Genomic DNA, 16,555 nt, shown 5'->3' on the forward strand with positions numbered 1-16,555 from the left:
TCGCTCACGTTCTGATCTCACAAACGCCGTCCTTACAGGAAAAACTCAGCAAAGCTCGGGGGTACGACCGGCGCGCATCGCATCCAGGGCGGACAGCGCGTCATCGAGCGTAGCCACTTTGTACATCGGCAGCCCGGCCACCGCGTTCTGCTTCGCCTCCGCGCAGTTGCCCGCCGGCACCAGGAACACCTCGGCGCCGGCTCGCTTCGCGCCGACCAGCTTCTGCGGGATGCCGCCGATGTCGCCGACGTTACCGTCCCCGTCGATCGTGCCGGTGCCCGCGACGACCTTCCCGCCGGTCAGATCCTCCGGCGTGAGCTTGTCGACGATGCCGAGCGTGAACATCAGGCCGGCGCTCGGCCCGCCGATCTCGTCCAGCTTGATCTCCAGCGTGAACGGCGGCTTCTCCTGGATCTCCACACCGATCCGCGGCTGGCCGTCCATCTCCTGCGTGGTGATCTGCACCGTGGTCCGCTGACCGGACCGGGTCACGTCCAGCGTGCGCGCGGTCCCGGCCGGCTTCGCCCGGACCAGCTCGGTCAGCCCCGGCGCGGACGCGACCGCGGTGCCGTCCACCGCGGTGATCACGTCGCCGTCCTGCAGCTTGCCGGCGGACGGGCCGTCCTGTGCGACCTTCGCGACGGTGACCAGGATCGGCAGGCCGAGCTGCCGCAGCGCGGCGGTCTCCGCCGTGCTCTGCGACGCCTGGAACTCCTCCGCGTTGCGCTGGTCGACCTGATCCTCGGTCTCGTCCGGCGGGTAGATCAGCTCGCGCGGCACGACCGCCTCGGTGCCGTCGAACCAGCCCAGGATCGCGCTCACCAGGTTCGGCTCGGGCTGGACGCCGACCGTGGTCAGGCGCAGCTGCCCGGCCGAGGTGGACGTCTCGGTGCCGGCGATCTGGATGATCTCGGCGTCCTTGTCCTTGCCGAGTGTGTCGACGGTCGGGCCGGGCTTGAGGATCACGTAGGGGATCGGGGCGTACACGGCCGCCATGGTCAGCACGAAGGTGATGAGCGCACCGGCAAGGACCGTGAAGCCACGACGTTTCATGTCGCTGAGCGTACCCACAGCGGTGTGGCTGTTCGTTTCCTGTGCATCCGGTACCGATTCGCTATGAGCGCAAGGCCGGGAGCGGCCGGAACTCCTCCGGCGCGCGTACCGTTGAGGACGTGCCTGACATCCCGTTCGGTTTCGCCCTGCCGGGCGCACAGCCGCCCGACCCCAACGACCCGCAGCAGATGCAGCAGTTCATGGTGCAGCTGCAACAGCTCCTCGCGTCGCCGGGCAACGGCCCGGTGAACTGGGACCTGGCCAGGCAGGTGGCGCTGAGTCAGCTCTCCGCGGGCGGCGACGCCTCCGTCTCGCCGTTCGAGCGGAACTCGGTCACCGAGGCGCTGCAACTCGCCGACCTGTGGCTCAACCCCGCCTCCGCGTTGCCCTCCGGCATCCGCACCAGCGTCGCCTGGAACCGGGCGGAGTGGGTCAACCGGACGCTCGACGTCTGGAAGAAGCTCTGCGATCCGGTCGCCGGCCGGATGGTCTCGGCCATGGGCGACCTGGTGCCGGAGGAGGCGCGCGACCAGCTCGGCCCGATGCAGGCGATGGTCGCCACGCTCGGCGGCGCGCTCTTCGGCGGCCAACTGGGCCAGGCGCTCGGCTCGCTCGGCGCCGAGGTGCTCTCCGCCGGCGACATCGGCCTCCCGCTCGGCCCGGCCGGCATGGCCGCGCTGGTCCCGGCCAACATCACGGCCTACGGCAGGGGCCTCGAGCTCCCCGAGGACGAGGTCCGGCTCTACGTCGCACTCCGCGAGGCCGCCCACCAGCGCCTCTTCGAGCACGTCCCCTGGCTTCGCGCGCACGTCCTGGGCGCCGTCGAGTCGTACGCGGCGGGAATCACCGTCAACCGCGAGGCGATCGAGGAGGCGATGGGCCGCATCGACCCGGGCAACCCGGAGTCGATGCAGGCGATGGCGCTGGAGGGCATCTTCAGCCCGGAGGACACGCCGCAGCAGAAGGCCACGCTCAACCGCCTGGAGACCGCACTCGCGCTGGTCGAGGGCTGGGTCTGCCACGTGGTCGACTCCGCCGTCGCGGACCGCCTGCCCAACGTGGTCCGGCTCGGCGAGGCGTTCCGCCGCCGCCGCGCCGCCGGTGGTCCGGCCGAGCAGACGTTCGCCGCGCTGGTCGGCCTGGAGCTGCGCCCGCGCCGGCTCCGCGAGGCCAACGCGCTGTGGGCCGCGCTCACCGAGCACCGCGGCGTCGCCGGCCGCGACGCCATCTGGAGCCACCCCGACCTGCTCCCCACGGACGACGACTTCGCGCACCCGGAGGTCTTCGCCCGCTCGCAGCTCGACTTCGACATCGCCGAGCTGGACGACCTACCCAGCGTCGACGAGCCCAGCATCGACGAGCCCAGGGCCGACGAGCCGCCGTCGGACCCGGAGTCCGGGCCCGCGAAGTCCTGAGCCTCAGCCGCCGAGGAGGGCCCGGGTCACGTCCCAGCCCTCCACGGCGGGGTCCAGCGCATGCAGGTCGTCCGGCGTGCGCAGCCGCCGCCACTCCGGCGCCGACCCCACGTGCTCCGATCGCTCCGCCGCCCGCCGCAGCGCCCCCGGATCACCACTATCAAGATCGAAATCCGGCAACCACGGGGGTACGGGCAGGTTCGCCGCCACCCCGACCAGTCCCGGGCCCGCATCCGCTCGCGCAACCGCCAGCGGCCGGGTGGTGAGCGGCCGCAGCAGCTTCCCCACGGTCAGCCCCGGCAGGTTCGGCGCATCCCCGGCCACCAGCGCGGCCTGCTCATAGCCGTCCGCTGCCGCCGCCGCGAAGATGCCCGCCGCGTCCAGCCTCGCCACCTCGTAGACCGGCATCCCCGGCCACCGGATCCCGTCCGCCAGCGCCCGGTCCGCTCCGGTCACCGCGATCGCGGCGTCCACCTGCGCCAGCCCGCGCAGCAGATCCACCACGTCCTCGGCCAGCGCCGCCCGCCACTTCCCCGGCTCCATCCCCGGCGGAGCCCACTCCACCGGCACCAGCACCGCCACCGCCACCCGCCGCGTCATCCCCCCACGCTATCCCCCGCCGGACCACGGCGAATTCCCCGCCGTACCACGGCGAATTCCCGCCGAACCACGGCTAATTCCCCGCCGGACCACCGCGGATCCCTCGCCGACCCCGCGGACCCCCGGCCGACCACGGCGCATCCCTTGCCGGACCACCGCGGATCCCTCGCCGACCCCGCGGACCCCCGGCCGACCACGGCGGATCCCTTGCCGGACCACCGCGGATCCCTCGCCGACCCCCGCGCGACCACGGCGGATCCCTTGCCGGGCCACTACGATCACGGTCGTGAATGACACGGCCACACGGATGGTTGACGCGGCAACGGCCTGGCTGGCCGCGCTCGACGACGCGCAGCGGGGTGCGGCGCAGCTGCCGTGGCACTCTCCGGACCGGCGCCGCTGGTTCTACACGCCGACCGACCACGGCGGCCTGCCGCTGTCACAGATGTCGTCCGTGCAGCAGCAGGCGGCGATGCGGCTGCTCGCCACCGGACTCTCCGAACCCGGCTACGTGACGGCGTCGACCATCATCGGCCTGGAGAACGTGCTCGACCGGACGGAGGGCTGGAGCGTCACCGCCGGCCGCCCGCGGGGCCGCGACCCCCAGCTGTACTGGCTGCGCGTCTTCGGCACGCCCGCCCGCACCGGCCCGTGGTCCTGGCGTTTCGGCGGCCACCACGTCTCCGTGCACCACCTGGTCCTCGACGGCGAAGTCCGATCCAGCACCCCCAGCTTCCTCGGCGCCGACCCCGCGTCCTCCCCGCTGCTCGGCGGACACCTGCTGCGCCCCCTCGGCGCGGCCGAGGACCTCGCCCGGCAGCTGCTGTCCTCCCTGGACCCCGGTCAGCTGGCGCACGCGGTGATCAGCCCCGTCGCCCCGGTCGACATCGTCGGCGGCAACCGCCCCACCATCGCGCACGACGACCGGGTCATCCCGCTCCCCGACGTCTTCAACAACCTCACCGACCCGGACCTGCGCCGCCAGACCGCGGACAGCCACGCACGCGCCGTCGACCACGCCGGCTTCCGCGCCGAACACGACGACGCCGTCTCCCTGACCACGCTCCCCAAGGGCATCCCAGCCGCCTCGCTCACACCACCCCAGCAGCGAACACTCCGCTCCCTGCTGGACGTCTTCGTCGGCCGCGCCCCCACCGAGGTGGCCGCCCGCGAGGCGGCGAAGTACGCCGGCACCCTGCTCGACGACATCCACTTCGCCTGGGCCGGCGACACCCGCCCCGGCACCCCCCACTACTACCGCCTCCAGGGCCCAACCCTGCTGGCCGAGTACGACAACACCCAGCGCGACGCCAACCACGTCCACACCGTCTGGCGCACCCCCACCAACGACTTCGGCGACGACATCCTCGCCCACCACTTGACCGAATTCCACAGCTAGCGCACACCCCCGTCCGCCGGCCGTCCCGTCCCGTCCCGTCCCGCGGAACGTTCGTGGACAGCCCGCTGACGCCGCCAGGCCGGTCACGGCCGCCAGGCCGGTCACGGCCGCCAGGCCGGTCACGGCCGCCAGGCCGGTCACGGCCGCCAGGCCGGTCACGGCCGCCAGGCCGGTCACGGCCGCCAGGCCGGTCACGGCCGCCAGGCCGGTCACGGCCGCCAGGCCGGTCACGGCCGCCAGGCCGGTCACGGCCGCCAGGCCGGTCACGGCCGCCAGGCCGGTCACGGCCGCCAGGCCGGTCACGGCCGCCAGGCCGGTCACGGCCGCCAGGCCGGTCACGGCCGCCAGGCCGGTCACGGCCGCCAGGCCGGTCACGGCCGCCAGGCCGGTCACGGCCGCCAGGCCGGTCACGGCCGCCAGGCCGGTCACGGCCGCCAGGCCGGTCACGGCCGCCAGGCCGGTCACGGCCGCCAGGCCGGTCACGGCCGCCAGGCCGGTCACGGCCGCCAGGCCGGTCACGGCCGCCAGGCCGGTCACGGCCGCCAGGCCGGTCACGGCCGCCAGGCCGGTCACGGCCGCCAGGCCGGTCACGGCCGCCAGGCCGGTCAGGCCGGTCACGGCCGCCAGGCCGGTCACGGCCGCCAGGCCGGTCACGGCCGCCAGGCCGGTCACGGCCGCCAGGCCGGTCACGGCCGCCAGGCCGGTCACGGCCGCCAGGCCGGTCACGGCCGCCAGGCCGGTCACGGCCGCCAGGCCGGTCACGGCCGCCAGGCGCCGCCTTCGGCGGAGCGCCGGCGGCGGGCGGTGGCGATCGAGCGAACGGTCCGGGCGGGTTGCCGCAGGACGTCGTTGGCGGTGAAGCGCAGCACCAGCCATCCCGCTTCTTCCAGATTCCGGATGCGAGCGATGTCGTTCTGAAACGTCTGAGGATCCCGGTGGTGATCGCCGTCGTACTCGATCGCGATCCCCAACTCCGGATAGGCGAGGTCGACTCTGGCCAGCCAACGGCCGCCCGCCGTGGTGGCGTCGTGCTGGGAGACCGGCCGCGGCAGCCCCGCATCCGTGATCAACAGGCGCAGCAACGTCTCCATCGGCGACTCGGTCAGCGGCTCCGCCTCCTCCAGCCGCGCCGCGACCACAGCGGCTCCCGGCCAGCTGGAGCGGCTCGCCACGAACGCCCTCAGCCGGTCGAGCCGGACGACCTTGCGATGCAGGATCGCGTCCAACATCATGATCGCGAATCGCCGGTCGGGCCGCCGCCCCAGATCGAAGGCCGTCCGCGCCGGGCTGGTGACCGGCAGCCCGGCGAACGACGCCAGATCCTCCGCCGGCACGGAGCCGTGCCGGACGGCCAGCCGAGGTCGTGACCTCAACCGTCGGGCATGCGGCACCGTGACAATCACCGGCGCATTCCGGCGCGGACCGGTCGCGCCCCAGAGAAATGCGGCACTGGTCTCGCTGATCGCCCCACCAGATGGCAGGACGAGTGCCGCCGCCTCGCACCACATCCGATGATCATTGGCGGCAAAACTCGCCGCCTCGACATAGACACCGTGAAACAGACGGCGCCACGCCGCGGAACGCAGTTGCTCGCGCGTGACAAGCCCCTGCGCAACGGCTTGATCAGCGCGAAAGGGCACGATCGTGAGCTGTCGCGGAACCGAGTCCCTTCGAATCACGCCCGCAGTCTCCCCCACCCCTGTGACACTTTCCCGACGCCTCTAGATCAGCGATCACGTGTCGCAAATCGTTGCTTTCGAGGCCGGATAACAACGATTTGCGACACGTGATCGTCATCGACGGACATTCACCGGATCAGGAATAAGGATATAGACCGAAATTTCGGACGAGAAGCGCCCGCGCGCTGGACCAGGCGACGAAACTGGCGCCACGAGCCGCGGTACCGGGCGGAACCCCGCAGCCGGCCGCGAGGCGAGTGCAGAACAGGTAGAACAAGCCGGCACCCAAGAGACGGGGACGCGCTGGCGTTCCGGAAACGCGAGACACGGGACACGGAACGCGAGACAGGGAACGCGGGACACGCGGAATGGGACACGCGGAACCCGGGACACCCGGAACGCGGGACAGGCAGAACAGGGAAGGCGAGACACGCGGAACAGGACAGGGAAGGCGGGACACGCGGAACAGGACAGGGAACGCGCGGGACGCGGACACGCGGGAGACGCGGACACGCGGAAGACGCGGACACGCGGAAGACGCGGACACGCGGAACGCTGGAGACACGGAACGCAGGACACGCGGAACGCAGGACACGCGGAACGCGGACACACGGAACGCGGGATGCGGAACGCGGGATGCGGAACGCGGGATGCGGAACGCGGGATGCGGAACGCGGGATGCGGAACGCGGGATGCGGAACGCGGGATGCGGAACGCGGAACGCGGAACGCGGGATGCGGGATGCGGAACGCGGGATGCGGAACGCGGGATGCGGAACGCGGGACACGCACGGGGGCGCGCTGGGCGGGCGCGGAGCGCCTTGGGGTGGGGCTTGCGGGCTGGGACCGGCAGGGAGGAGCGCTAGCGACGACCGGTGCCCGCGGGAGCATGCCCAGCGCGAGACGCCGGGAGTGGGAAGAGCATGAAGGTCTTAGTCGTCGAGGACCATGCCGGTGGCGGCGGAGATGCCCTCGAGGTAGCCGCGGGCGCGCTCCGTGCGGGGGTAGCGGCCGACCAGGTCCCAGAAGCGGGCGTTGTGGCTGGGGACGAGGAGGTGGACGAGCTCGTGGAGCAGGACGTAGTCGATGACCCACTCGGGCATCTCCTGGATGCGGTGGGAGATGCGGATGGTGCGGTCGGCGGGGGTGCAGGAGCCCCAGCGGCCGTTCTGGTTGGTGACCCAGCGGACGCTGCCCGGCAGGACCAGGTCGCGGTGGTCGTCGAGGTAGCGGGCGATCAGGCGGCGGGCGCGGGCCAGCAGCTCGGCGTCGGTGCGGAGGAGGCGTTCTTCACGGGCGGCGAGGCGGGCGAGCATCTTGCCGACCCACTCGGTCTCCTCGGCGCGGGAGAACTGGTCGGGGATGAGGACGACGACGCGTTCGCCGTCACGGTAGGCGGACACCGTCCGGCGACGACGCTGACTGCGCCGCACCTCGACGACCGGCTTCCGCGTAGCAGCCATTACCGGCCCGCGGAGCCCCGGGTTCCGTTCACATCGGCACGCTAATCCCTAGTAGCCAGGGGTTCGCAAGAGCCATCCGGGTGAGCCGCGACCAAAAAGTCCTCTTTCGGGGCACCAAGTCCGAAAAAAATTTGTCGCGACAGCGAGACTACCCGGCGGTTTCGTCGGTTGAGCATCGGGGGTGGACTCATTTGATCATCGAGGTGGACGACGGGCAAAGCTTCTCCGGCGTGTCCGCACGAACCTTCCCAAAAGAGGGCAATTCGGCAGGCAGACTCCACCTCGGCGTACGCGCCGGACATGGAAACGGCCGCAGCTGGGTACGAGTCCGCGAGGACCGCGACCCACGGCGGCGGTCGCATGAAGCGCCGGCGCCGATAGGTCGCCGCGCCGGGAACCACCGGGGCGCGGCAAAGCCGGTCACCGAACTAGGAGGGGCACGTGGCCACCAAGACCCAGTCGTATAACGGGTACTGCGTGAAGTGCAAGGAGAAGCGCGACTTCGAGGGCTCCGTGGAGGTGTCCAAGACGGGGATGAACATGGCCAAGGGCAAGTGCCCGGTCTGCGGTACGACGATGAACCGCATCCTCGGCAAGGCCAACAAGGCCTGACGCGGCACGCTTCGGCAGGGGCGGCTCCGGCCGCCCCTCAGCTTTCCCGTGCCGGACCGTTACCGCAACGACTCAAACACGTTGAGTAATAACGAGGGCCTGTGGATAACCAGCCAGGTCCTGTGGATAACACGGTGCACAGCCGTGCGGGCCTGTGGATAACCCCGGGCCCGTTCCACGAAGCGTGACACTGTGTCACCCATGACCGCGTCCCCGCCGTACCGGCCGATGCTGATCCCCGGCCTGAGCCGGGTCTGGCGGGACGAGGACACGCTCCAGCTCGGCACCGGCACCCGCCGCGGCATCGTGCTGTCCCCGGCCGCCGGCACCGCCGGTGAGCTGCTCGACCTGGTCGACGGCACCCGGTCGGAGAGCACCATCCTCCGGCACGCGCGCCGGCTCGGCCTCGCCGAGGAGGAGGCGCGGGCGCTGCTCACCGCGCTGCACGAGGCCGGCCTGCTGCTCGGCGCGCACCACTTCCTGCCCGCCCTGCTGACCGGCGAGGCCCGCACGCGGCTGTCCGGCGAGGCCGCCTCCATCGCTCTGGGTGACGCCGGGTCTGTGGACAACCCGGCCCGGGTGCTGCGCCGTAGGTACACGTCCGGCGTCGCCATCACCGGTCCGGGGCCGGCCGCCGGGCCGATCGCGGTCGCGCTCGCGCAGGCCGGCATCGGCCGCATCCACGCCGACCTGACCGGTCCGGTGCTGCCGACCGACCGGGCCGGCGGCGCGGTGATCGAGGACGACGGGCGGGCCCGCGCGGTGCGGGCCGCGATCGCGCGCGTCGCGCCGGACGTGCGGACCGGGCCGCTGCCCCGGGGCCACACCGCGCTGGTGATCCAGCTCGGCATGGACCGTCCCGCGCCGGTGCTCGCGGCCGGGTTCGCGCAGCGCCGCCAGGCACACCTGCTGGTCGGCGCGCGGGACGGCACGATGGTGGTCGGCCCGCTGGTGCCGGCCGCGGGCGTGCCCTGCCTGCGCTGCCTCGACCTGCACCGGCGCGACCGCGACCCGGCCTGGCCGGCGCTCGCCGCGCAGCTGATGCCCCGTCCGGGTGACGAGCCGCCGGCCGGTGGGGCCGCCACCGTGCTGGCCGCGGCGGCGTACGCGGTGGAGCAGGTGCTGGCCCACCTGGACGGTGGGGCGCCGGAGACGATCGGCGCCGCGACGGAGATCGACGGGCCGTCCCGGATGCGTCGCCGGCGCTGGGCGCAGCACCCGTCGTGCGACTGCGGGCGACGGCACCGCCGATCTCCTTCGCCCCAGCCCGGCACCGTCACGGATTGAGGGTTCTTCAGCGCGGTGGAGACCCGCACGGTGACGCGTCAGTGGGGTTCGGCGCTGAAGAACCCTCAATACCCAGGCACAATGATCTGGTGACCGATATCCCCCGACGGGCGGCCGCCCGCACTGCCAAGCTCGCCAGCCTTCCGCTCGGCTTCGCCGGCCGGACGGTGCTGGGGCTGGGGAAGCGCGTCACCGGCATGGCCTCCGACGTCATCTCCGCCGAGATCCAGCAGCGCACCGCCGAGCAGCTGTTCAGCGTGCTCGGGCAGCTCAAGGGCGGTGCGATGAAGTTCGGGCAAGCGCTGTCGGTGTTCGAGGCCGCGCTGCCGGACGAGCTCGCCGGGCCGTACCGGCAGGCGCTGACCAAGCTGCAGGAGGCCGCTCCCCCGCTGCCGGCCGCCAGCGTGCACAAGGTGCTCGCGGCCGAGCTGGGCGAGGACTGGCGGACCCACTTCGCCGAGTTCGACGACGTGCCGGCCGCCGCGGCCAGCATCGGGCAGGTGCACCGCGCGGTGTGGCGTTCGCCACCTCCGGGCCGGGGCCGCAAGCGGGTGCCGGACCGCACGGTCGCCGTGAAGATCCAATATCCGGGCGCCGGCGACGCGCTGCTCTCCGACCTGAAGCAGCTGTCCCGGCTGGCCGGGATGTTCCGGGCGATCCAGCCCGGCATCGACGTGAAGCCGCTGATCGCCGAGCTGCGCGAGCGGATCACCGAGGAGCTGGACTACGAACTGGAGGCGGAGACCCAAAGAGCCTTCCACCGGGGGTACGCGGGGGATCCCGGCATCTACGTCCCCGAGGTCTTTCGGGCCACGCCGCACCTGCTGGTCACCGAGTGGATCGACGGCACCCCGCTGTCCACGGTCATCGCCGAGGGCACGCAGGAGGAGCGCGACGAGGCCGGCCGGCTGATGGCCGTGCTGCATTTCTCCGCGCCGCGGCGCTGCGGGCTGCTGCACGCCGACCCGCACCCGGGCAACTTCCGGATCCTGCCGGACGGCCGGCTCGGCGTGATCGACTTCGGCGCGGTGGCCCGGCTCCCCGACGGCCTGCCCGAGCCGGTCGGCCGGCTGCTCGCGCTCGCACTCGCGCACGACGCGGACGGCGTGCTGGCCGGGCTGGTCGAGGAGGGTTTCGTCAAGCCGGACGACGACCACCTGGACGCGCCCGGGCTGCTCGACTTCCTGCTGCCCATGCTGGCGCCGGTGGTCGAGGAGGAGTTCCAGTTCACCCGTGCCTGGCTGCGCGGGGAGGCGCTCCGGCTGGGCAGCCCCAAGAGCCCGGCGTACCAGCTCAGCCGGCACCTCAACCTGCCACCGTCGTACCTGCTGCTGCACCGGGTGACGATGGGCTCGATCGGCGTGCTGTCCCAGCTGGAGGCGCGGGCGCGCTACCGGGAGATCGTCTCCGAGTGGCTGCCGGGCTTCTCCACGCCCTGATCGGTGTGCCGGACCACCGCGGAACCGGTGCCCGCGGGAGCACTGGGAAGGTGCCCACGCCGGAAGCGGGAAGATCGGCTCTGGATTCTCGATTGTGAATCGGCACCGCGCCACAACGGGCGAAGCCCCCGGCCTGGACCGGGGGCTTCGGCGAATACCGACGGATTATCCGCGCAGTTCGCGGGCGGCCCGCTGGCGGGCCTCCATCGCGACGCGACGTGCGGATCGAGGTGCCTCAGCGCTCCGGGTGGCGGACTGAGGCTGCCGCATTCGTACCCTCGACAGCGCTTCGTGAAGTAGTTGCATCTTGCCGGCTCCGTTCAGGGAAGCAGTGATTCCGGGATTCATCTCGAGTTGCAGTGCCGGCACGTGACCGGCGTCGACGCTGATCGGGTGCATGTCAGGCCGCCAGCCGGACGTTGCTGCGGGTCTCGGCCAGCTCGCTGGCCGCCATCCGCGCCTCGACCTCGGTGCGCAGCTCGGCGTCGCGCGCGGCGTCCTCCTTGCGCGGACGGCCACGGGGCCGCTTGCGCGGAACGACCGCGCCGCGCTCGAAGATCTCGCCACCCCAGACGCCCCACGGCTCCGCACGGTCCACCGCGCCGCTCAGGCACGCGGCCCGGAGCGGGCAGTCGCCGCAGAGCGACTTCGCCAGCTCGAGTTCGGCGGGAACGTCCGAGAACCACAGGTCGGGGTCGAACTTCCGGCAGGGCAGGTTTGCCTCCAGCTCGACGTTCGTGTCGAGCACGGCAAGGGCCAGACTCATCGCCCGGTCACCTCTCTCTCGCTTCGATCTCGTAGATCGCTTTCCGACTTCGATCGGGGTCGGAGTCGTTTCCGAACCCGGTGTGCGGGCTTCGAAAATGACGAAGGCCGCGGATCCCGGTAGCGGGTTCCGCGGCCTCGAGGTGAGCCGGTTGGTCTGATGAAGTCAGACCGGCCTTCCTCGAGGTGGAACACCGCGGGCACCGCCGAAGGCTCGCTTCGCCATGCCCTTGTTGCCCGTGATCCCGTTGCCCTCAGAGCCGTTGCGGCCCTTGAGGGACTCACTGTCACTGCTCACCAGGGACGCAGTGGTGCCCTGGAGTTTGATCGCGCCAGACGCCATCGGCCGATCGTCCCTCACCCGAAGTTCGGCCTGGGTGAGGACCTGATCCACCTGCGACACGCCCAGCGCGGTCGGCTGGCCCAGCCACGGCGACGACACGTGCGTCGACAGGGACATGGGCCGGACCGGACCGGCAACGGACAGCAGGAGGGCAGGGGACATCGATGGGATCTGCAGCATCGTGTAGATCTCCACGGGGGTCACCTTCTCTCTCCGACTAGCCGTTGACGAATACGGTTTCCACCCCGTCCGAGCAGCAAGAAGACCCGCGCTCGGTGAGGTGTGATCTGAGGCTATGCCCCTCCTACGCGAGAGGGCAAACGAATTAGTGCGGGTTCTCAGAGATTTTTTTGGCGGTCACTTCATCGACGGACGCGCCGCCGATCAGCGCCATCACGGACTCCCCGTAGAGCCGCTGCTTGCGCGGCCCGATCCCGGCGATCTCCAGCAGTTGCTCGGCCCGGCTCGGGCGCCGCTCGGCCAGCGCCACCAGCGTGGCATCCGTCAACACGACGTAAGCAGGGACTTTCTGGCCGCCGGCGATCCGCGCGCGCCAGTCGATCAGCCGCCCGTAGAGGTCCTCGTCGAGGTCGCTCGGGCAGCCCGGGCAGCGGCCCAGCTTGCGGTCCGCACCGGCCAGCAGCGTGGCGCCGCAGACCCGGCAGGACGCGATCGGCACCCGCCGCCGGTCGGGTTTCTGACTCGGCTTCTGCGGGGAAGGAGCAGCCGGCTTCTCGAAGCGGGGCACGAACCGGCACGGCCGCCGCGGCCGCCCGCCCGGCGACCGGCTCTGCCCGTAGGAGAGCCACAACCAGTGCCGGGCCCGGGTCACGCCGACGTAGAGCAGCCGGCGTTCCTCCTCCAGCGCCTCCGGCGTTCGCGCGTACGACGTGGGCAGCGTCCCGTCGGCGAGCCCGACGAGGAACACCGCGTCCCACTCCAGGCCCTTCGCGGAGTGCAGCGACGCGAGCGTGACGCCCTCCAGCGCGGGCGCGTGCTGCTGTGCCGCGCGCCGGGCCAGCTCGTCGTTGAAGCCGGCCAGCGTGGCGTCCCGCTGCACGGCCCCGCCCTCGCCGATCGGCAGGATCGCAGGGACCGCCGCGAAGTCCACGGCCAGCCGCACCAGCGCGGCCAGCGCCTCCCACCGCTCGCGCGCGGCGCCGCCGGGCGGGGGCGAGTCCGGCGTCCAGCCGGTCGCGGCGAGCGCGTCCACCACGGCGGTCCGCAGCGGCGTATCCGACGGCGTGGAACGGGTGGCGGCGCGCAGCGCGACCATCGCCTGACGGATCTCGGTGCGCTCGAAGAACCGCTCCGCGCCCTGCACCACGTACGGCACGTGCGCGTCGGTGAACGCCGCCTCGTACGCCTCGGACTGCGCGTTCGTCCGGAACAGCACCGCGATCTCGCGCGCCGGCGTGCCCGCCCTGATCAGCTCGACGCAGCGGCGGGCCACCGCGGCCGCCTCGTCCGGCTCGTCCGCGAAGATCCGCAGTTCCGGCTCCGGCCCCGGCGCGCGCTGGCCGACGAGCTCCAGCCGCAGCCGCGCCTCCGCGCCCCGGGCCGCCCCGATCACGGCGTTGGCCAGGCCGACCACCTGCGGCGTGGACCGGTAGTCGCGGGTCAGCCGGACCACGGTCGCGCCGCGGAACCGGCGGGCGAAGTCGATCAGGTAGGACGAGGTGGCGCCGGTGAACGAGTAGATGGTCTGGCTCGCGTCGCCGACCACGGTCAGGTCGTCCCGCCCGCCGAGCCAGGCGTCCAGCAGGCGCTGCTGCAGGGGGTTCACGTCCTGGTACTCGTCGACCACGAAGTGCCGGTACTGCGACCGGATCTCCTCGGCCACGTCCGCGTGCTCCTCGATCCCCCAGACCGCGGCGCGCAGCATGTCCTCGAAGTCGATCACGCCCTGCGAACGCTTGACCCGCTCGTACTCGGCGAACACCTCCGCGACCCGCTCCGGGGCCAGCGGCGGCTCCCGGGTGGCCTTCACCGCGGCCACCGGATATTCCCCCGGCTCGACCAGCGACGACTTGGCCCACTCGATCTCGCCGGCCAGGTCGCGCGCGATGATCCGGTCCGCGCGCACGCCGGCCCGCCCGGCCGCCAGCGTTACCAGCCGCGCCTTGCTCTCCAGCAGTTGCGGCATCGCCCGGCCGTCCAGGATCCGCGGCGCGAAGTAGCGGACCTGGCGGAGCGCGGCCGCGTGGAACGTGCGGGCCTGCACGCCGGGCACGCCGAGCGCGACGAGGCGGGCACGCATCTCCGCGGCCGCACGCGCGGTGAACGTGACCGCCAGCACGTGCCGGGGGGAGACGTCCGCGCTGGTCACCCGGTGCGCGATCCGGTGGGTCACGGCCCGGGTCTTACCGGTGCCCGCGCCGGCCAGGATGCAGACCGGCCCGGCCGGAGCGGTCACCGCCCTGAGCTGGTCCGGGTCGAGCCCGGCTATGACGCTGTCACCCACGGCGTACGAGCCTAGGTCATCGCGCGGCGGGAAACCTCACGCCGGGCGCGGGATTATCCGCACATCGGCCCTGGTTAAGGATGATGATCGGGCCATCACTGTCTGTCATAGGGGAGAGAACCTGCGATGTTGACCATGTACTCGACGAGCTGGTGCGGCTACTGCCACCGCCTGAAGTCGCAGCTCGACCGCGCGGGCATCGGTTACGAGGTGGTGGACATCGAGGCGGACCCGGAGGCAGCCGCGTTCGTCGAGGGCGTCAACGGCGGAAACCAGACCGTACCCACGGTCCGCATCGTTCCCCCCGCCGGCGGGGGCGAGATCGTCATGACGAACCCGACGATCAAGCAGGTTCAGGAAGCCCTCGCGGGTACGGCCCCCGTCGCCTGATCAGCAGCTCAACAGACCTTGAATCGCACTGAGCCTGCGGTACGCGAAAGGCCGGCGAACGCCCTCTTCGCGCCGCAGGCTCGCGGCTCGGTACTCTCCGAGCCGGACGGACGCCCCGCTCAGGAGCGAAGCGCAGTGACGATCTCCGTCGCCAGTTCGCTGCTTCCCGCCGCGACGAATCGCTGCCGCCGGCCCATGGCCTCGGCGATGTCGCCCAAAGATCCGAAGCGATGATCGAGCGGTACGGGACCGCCGTCCATCGTTCAGGTGAAGGCGCACCTTGCGGCGCTCGCGGCCTGAGCCCTGAGCGATATACGGCCGCCGATCGTGATCGTTTAGGATCGGCGGTCACTGTATTTGGTGGCAATGCCGGATTTCTATTGTTCTGCGCCTTCGCTAATTGACCAACACGCGCGCGATACGAACCCCGAGCGTCGATGAAGCGGTTCATAATGGACCACGGCGAAAAGCCGACCCGACGTGTGGAGGTTTCGGTGTCCCCTGCTCCGAGCCCGATAGTGCGGCGACGCCGGCTCGGACAGGCGCTGCGCCGGCTGCGGGAGACCGCCGGCCTCACCGGCGACCAGGTGATCGAGCGGATCGGCTGGGCGTCCGCGTCCAAGCTCTCCCGCCTGGAGAACGGCCGCAGCCGCCCCGATCTCGGCGACGTGCTCGACCTGCTCGACCTCTACGGCGTCGACGGCTCGTCCCGCGACGAGCTGATAGCGATCACCCGCGACGCCGGCAACACCCGGGCCTGGCTGCGCGCCTACCCCGTGATGACCCCGCAGCAGCGCGACTGGGCCGAGCTGGAAGCCGGCTGCGTCGACATCCGGGAGTATGCGCCGTCCTACGTCCCCGGCCTGCTCCAAACCCCGGAGTACGCACGGCTTCGCCTGGTCTCCGCACACCCACTGGCCAGCCCGAACCTCGACGGCCAGAGCCCCGAGGGCCTGGAGAACCAGATCCACGCCCGGATCGCTCGCCAGGCACTGCTCACCCGCCGGCTCGACGCGCCGCGGTACGACGCGGTCCTGGAGGAGAACGCGCTCACCGGCCGCGGCGGTCCGCCCGACATCCTCCGCGGCCAGGCTGCTCATCTCCGCCGGATCGGCTCACTGCCCAACGTCACGGTCCGGGTGCTCCCCCGCACCGCCACCGTCGCCAACTGGTACCTGGCCCACACCAGCTTCTCCATCTACCGCTTCGCCGACCCCCAGGACCCGGAGACGGTCGCCGTCGAGACGCTGGAACGCGACATGTTCGTCAACGAGGCCGACGAGGTCCGCCACTACGCCACCGTCTACGACTGGCTCCGCGACGCCGCGCTGTCCCCGGAGGAGTCCATGGAGTGGCTCACCGAGGCCGCGGAGACCCTGCACGCCACGGTCCAGCCACCGGCCCAGCGCCGATCCCCGGACCAGCACTTCTCTTAGGACTCCGGCATCCGGCAGCTAAGGCGTGGAGTTCTCACGGCATCCTGAGGAAACGCGCAAACTGAGCGAGGACGAGTTCAAGGCCACCGCCACACCCGAACCCCGAACGTGTTCCTGGTCCTGGGCCTCGACGCGCCCGACCGCACTGTCACAGGCCACCACCTCCTGGACCTGAACCAGACCTACGGCCTGACGCGACCCGCCGATCCTT

The 16,555-nt window shown here is 71.8% G+C and carries 14 protein-coding genes; 7 read left to right on the plus strand and 7 right to left on the minus strand.

Features of this window, described 5'->3' with window-relative positions; all coding sequences use genetic code 11:
* Window positions 1–45: 45 nt before the first annotated feature.
* Window positions 46–1,053 carry a YlbL family protein gene (locus tag J2S43_RS30615; protein WP_306835033.1) on the minus strand — a complete coding sequence of 336 codons (1,008 nt, stop codon included), beginning with the start codon at window positions 1,051–1,053 and terminating at the stop codon, window positions 46–48.
* Between the two features lie 119 nt (window positions 1,054–1,172).
* Here J2S43_RS30615 and J2S43_RS30620 point away from each other — a divergent pair, with 119 nt between their 5' ends.
* Window positions 1,173–2,468 (plus strand): zinc-dependent metalloprotease, encoded by a 1,296-nt coding sequence (locus tag J2S43_RS30620; protein WP_306835034.1) that lies wholly within the window; start codon window positions 1,173–1,175, stop codon window positions 2,466–2,468.
* Window positions 2,469–2,471: 3 nt separating this feature from the next.
* Here the strand turns inward: J2S43_RS30620 and J2S43_RS30625 are convergent, their stop codons facing one another.
* Window positions 2,472–3,068 (minus strand): hypothetical protein, encoded by a 597-nt coding sequence (locus J2S43_RS30625; protein ID WP_306835035.1) that lies wholly within the window; start codon window positions 3,066–3,068, stop codon window positions 2,472–2,474.
* Window positions 3,069–3,354: 286 nt separating this feature from the next.
* On the opposite strand from J2S43_RS30625, the gene J2S43_RS30630 reads away from it, so the two are divergent.
* Complete coding sequence (locus tag J2S43_RS30630; RefSeq protein ID WP_306835036.1) at window positions 3,355–4,467, plus strand: DUF3500 domain-containing protein; 1,113 nt, start codon at window positions 3,355–3,357, stop codon at window positions 4,465–4,467.
* Between the two features lie 758 nt (window positions 4,468–5,225).
* Here J2S43_RS30630 and J2S43_RS30635 read toward each other — a convergent pair.
* Window positions 5,226–6,146, minus strand: coding sequence for a type IV toxin-antitoxin system AbiEi family antitoxin (locus J2S43_RS30635; RefSeq protein ID WP_306835037.1), 921 nt, complete (start codon window positions 6,144–6,146; stop codon window positions 5,226–5,228).
* 931 nt (window positions 6,147–7,077) lie between these two features.
* A complete protein-coding gene (locus J2S43_RS30640) occupies window positions 7,078–7,608 on the minus strand; it encodes a M48 metallopeptidase family protein (protein ID WP_306835038.1) in 531 nt (176 codons plus the stop codon).
* Window positions 7,609–8,049: 441 nt separating this feature from the next.
* Here J2S43_RS30640 and J2S43_RS30645 point away from each other — a divergent pair, with 441 nt between their 5' ends.
* The 3 genes from J2S43_RS30645 (at window position 8,050) to J2S43_RS30655 (ending at window position 10,946) form a co-directional block, all read left to right on the plus strand.
* Complete coding sequence (locus tag J2S43_RS30645; protein WP_306835039.1) at window positions 8,050–8,220, plus strand: DUF5679 domain-containing protein; 171 nt, start codon at window positions 8,050–8,052, stop codon at window positions 8,218–8,220.
* Between the two features lie 201 nt (window positions 8,221–8,421).
* Window positions 8,422–9,507: a hypothetical protein gene (locus J2S43_RS30650; protein WP_306835040.1), complete on the plus strand. Its 1,086-nt coding sequence runs from the start codon at window positions 8,422–8,424 to the stop codon at window positions 9,505–9,507.
* Window positions 9,508–9,596: 89 nt separating this feature from the next.
* Complete coding sequence (locus tag J2S43_RS30655) at window positions 9,597–10,946, plus strand: ABC1 kinase family protein (RefSeq protein ID WP_306835041.1); 1,350 nt, start codon at window positions 9,597–9,599, stop codon at window positions 10,944–10,946.
* A 400-nt stretch (window positions 10,947–11,346) separates the two neighbouring features.
* Here J2S43_RS30655 and J2S43_RS30660 read toward each other — a convergent pair whose 3' ends face one another.
* From J2S43_RS30660 to J2S43_RS30670, 3 genes are all read right to left on the minus strand, one after another.
* Complete coding sequence (locus tag J2S43_RS30660) at window positions 11,347–11,712, minus strand: WhiB family transcriptional regulator (protein ID WP_306835042.1); 366 nt, start codon at window positions 11,710–11,712, stop codon at window positions 11,347–11,349.
* Between the two features lie 165 nt (window positions 11,713–11,877).
* On the minus strand, window positions 11,878–12,249 hold the full coding sequence (locus J2S43_RS30665) for a hypothetical protein (RefSeq protein ID WP_306835043.1): 372 nt from the start codon (window positions 12,247–12,249) through the stop codon (window positions 11,878–11,880).
* A 130-nt stretch (window positions 12,250–12,379) separates the two neighbouring features.
* Window positions 12,380–14,518 carry an ATP-dependent DNA helicase UvrD2 gene (locus J2S43_RS30670; protein ID WP_306835044.1) on the minus strand — a complete coding sequence of 713 codons (2,139 nt, stop codon included), beginning with the start codon at window positions 14,516–14,518 and terminating at the stop codon, window positions 12,380–12,382.
* A 126-nt stretch (window positions 14,519–14,644) separates the two neighbouring features.
* Between J2S43_RS30670 and J2S43_RS30675 the strand changes: the two genes are divergently transcribed.
* Together J2S43_RS30675 and J2S43_RS30680 are read left to right on the plus strand one after the other, a co-directional pair.
* Entirely contained in the window at window positions 14,645–14,908 is a 264-nt protein-coding gene (locus J2S43_RS30675) for a mycoredoxin (protein WP_306835045.1), read from the plus strand.
* 494 nt (window positions 14,909–15,402) lie between these two features.
* On the plus strand, window positions 15,403–16,344 hold the full coding sequence (locus tag J2S43_RS30680; RefSeq protein ID WP_306835046.1) for a helix-turn-helix domain-containing protein: 942 nt from the start codon (window positions 15,403–15,405) through the stop codon (window positions 16,342–16,344).
* The last annotated feature ends 211 nt before the right edge of the window (window positions 16,345–16,555 follow it).

This window comes from Catenuloplanes nepalensis, from assembly GCF_030811575.1.
In the GTDB taxonomy this organism is placed as follows: domain Bacteria; phylum Actinomycetota; class Actinomycetes; order Mycobacteriales; family Micromonosporaceae; genus Catenuloplanes; species Catenuloplanes nepalensis.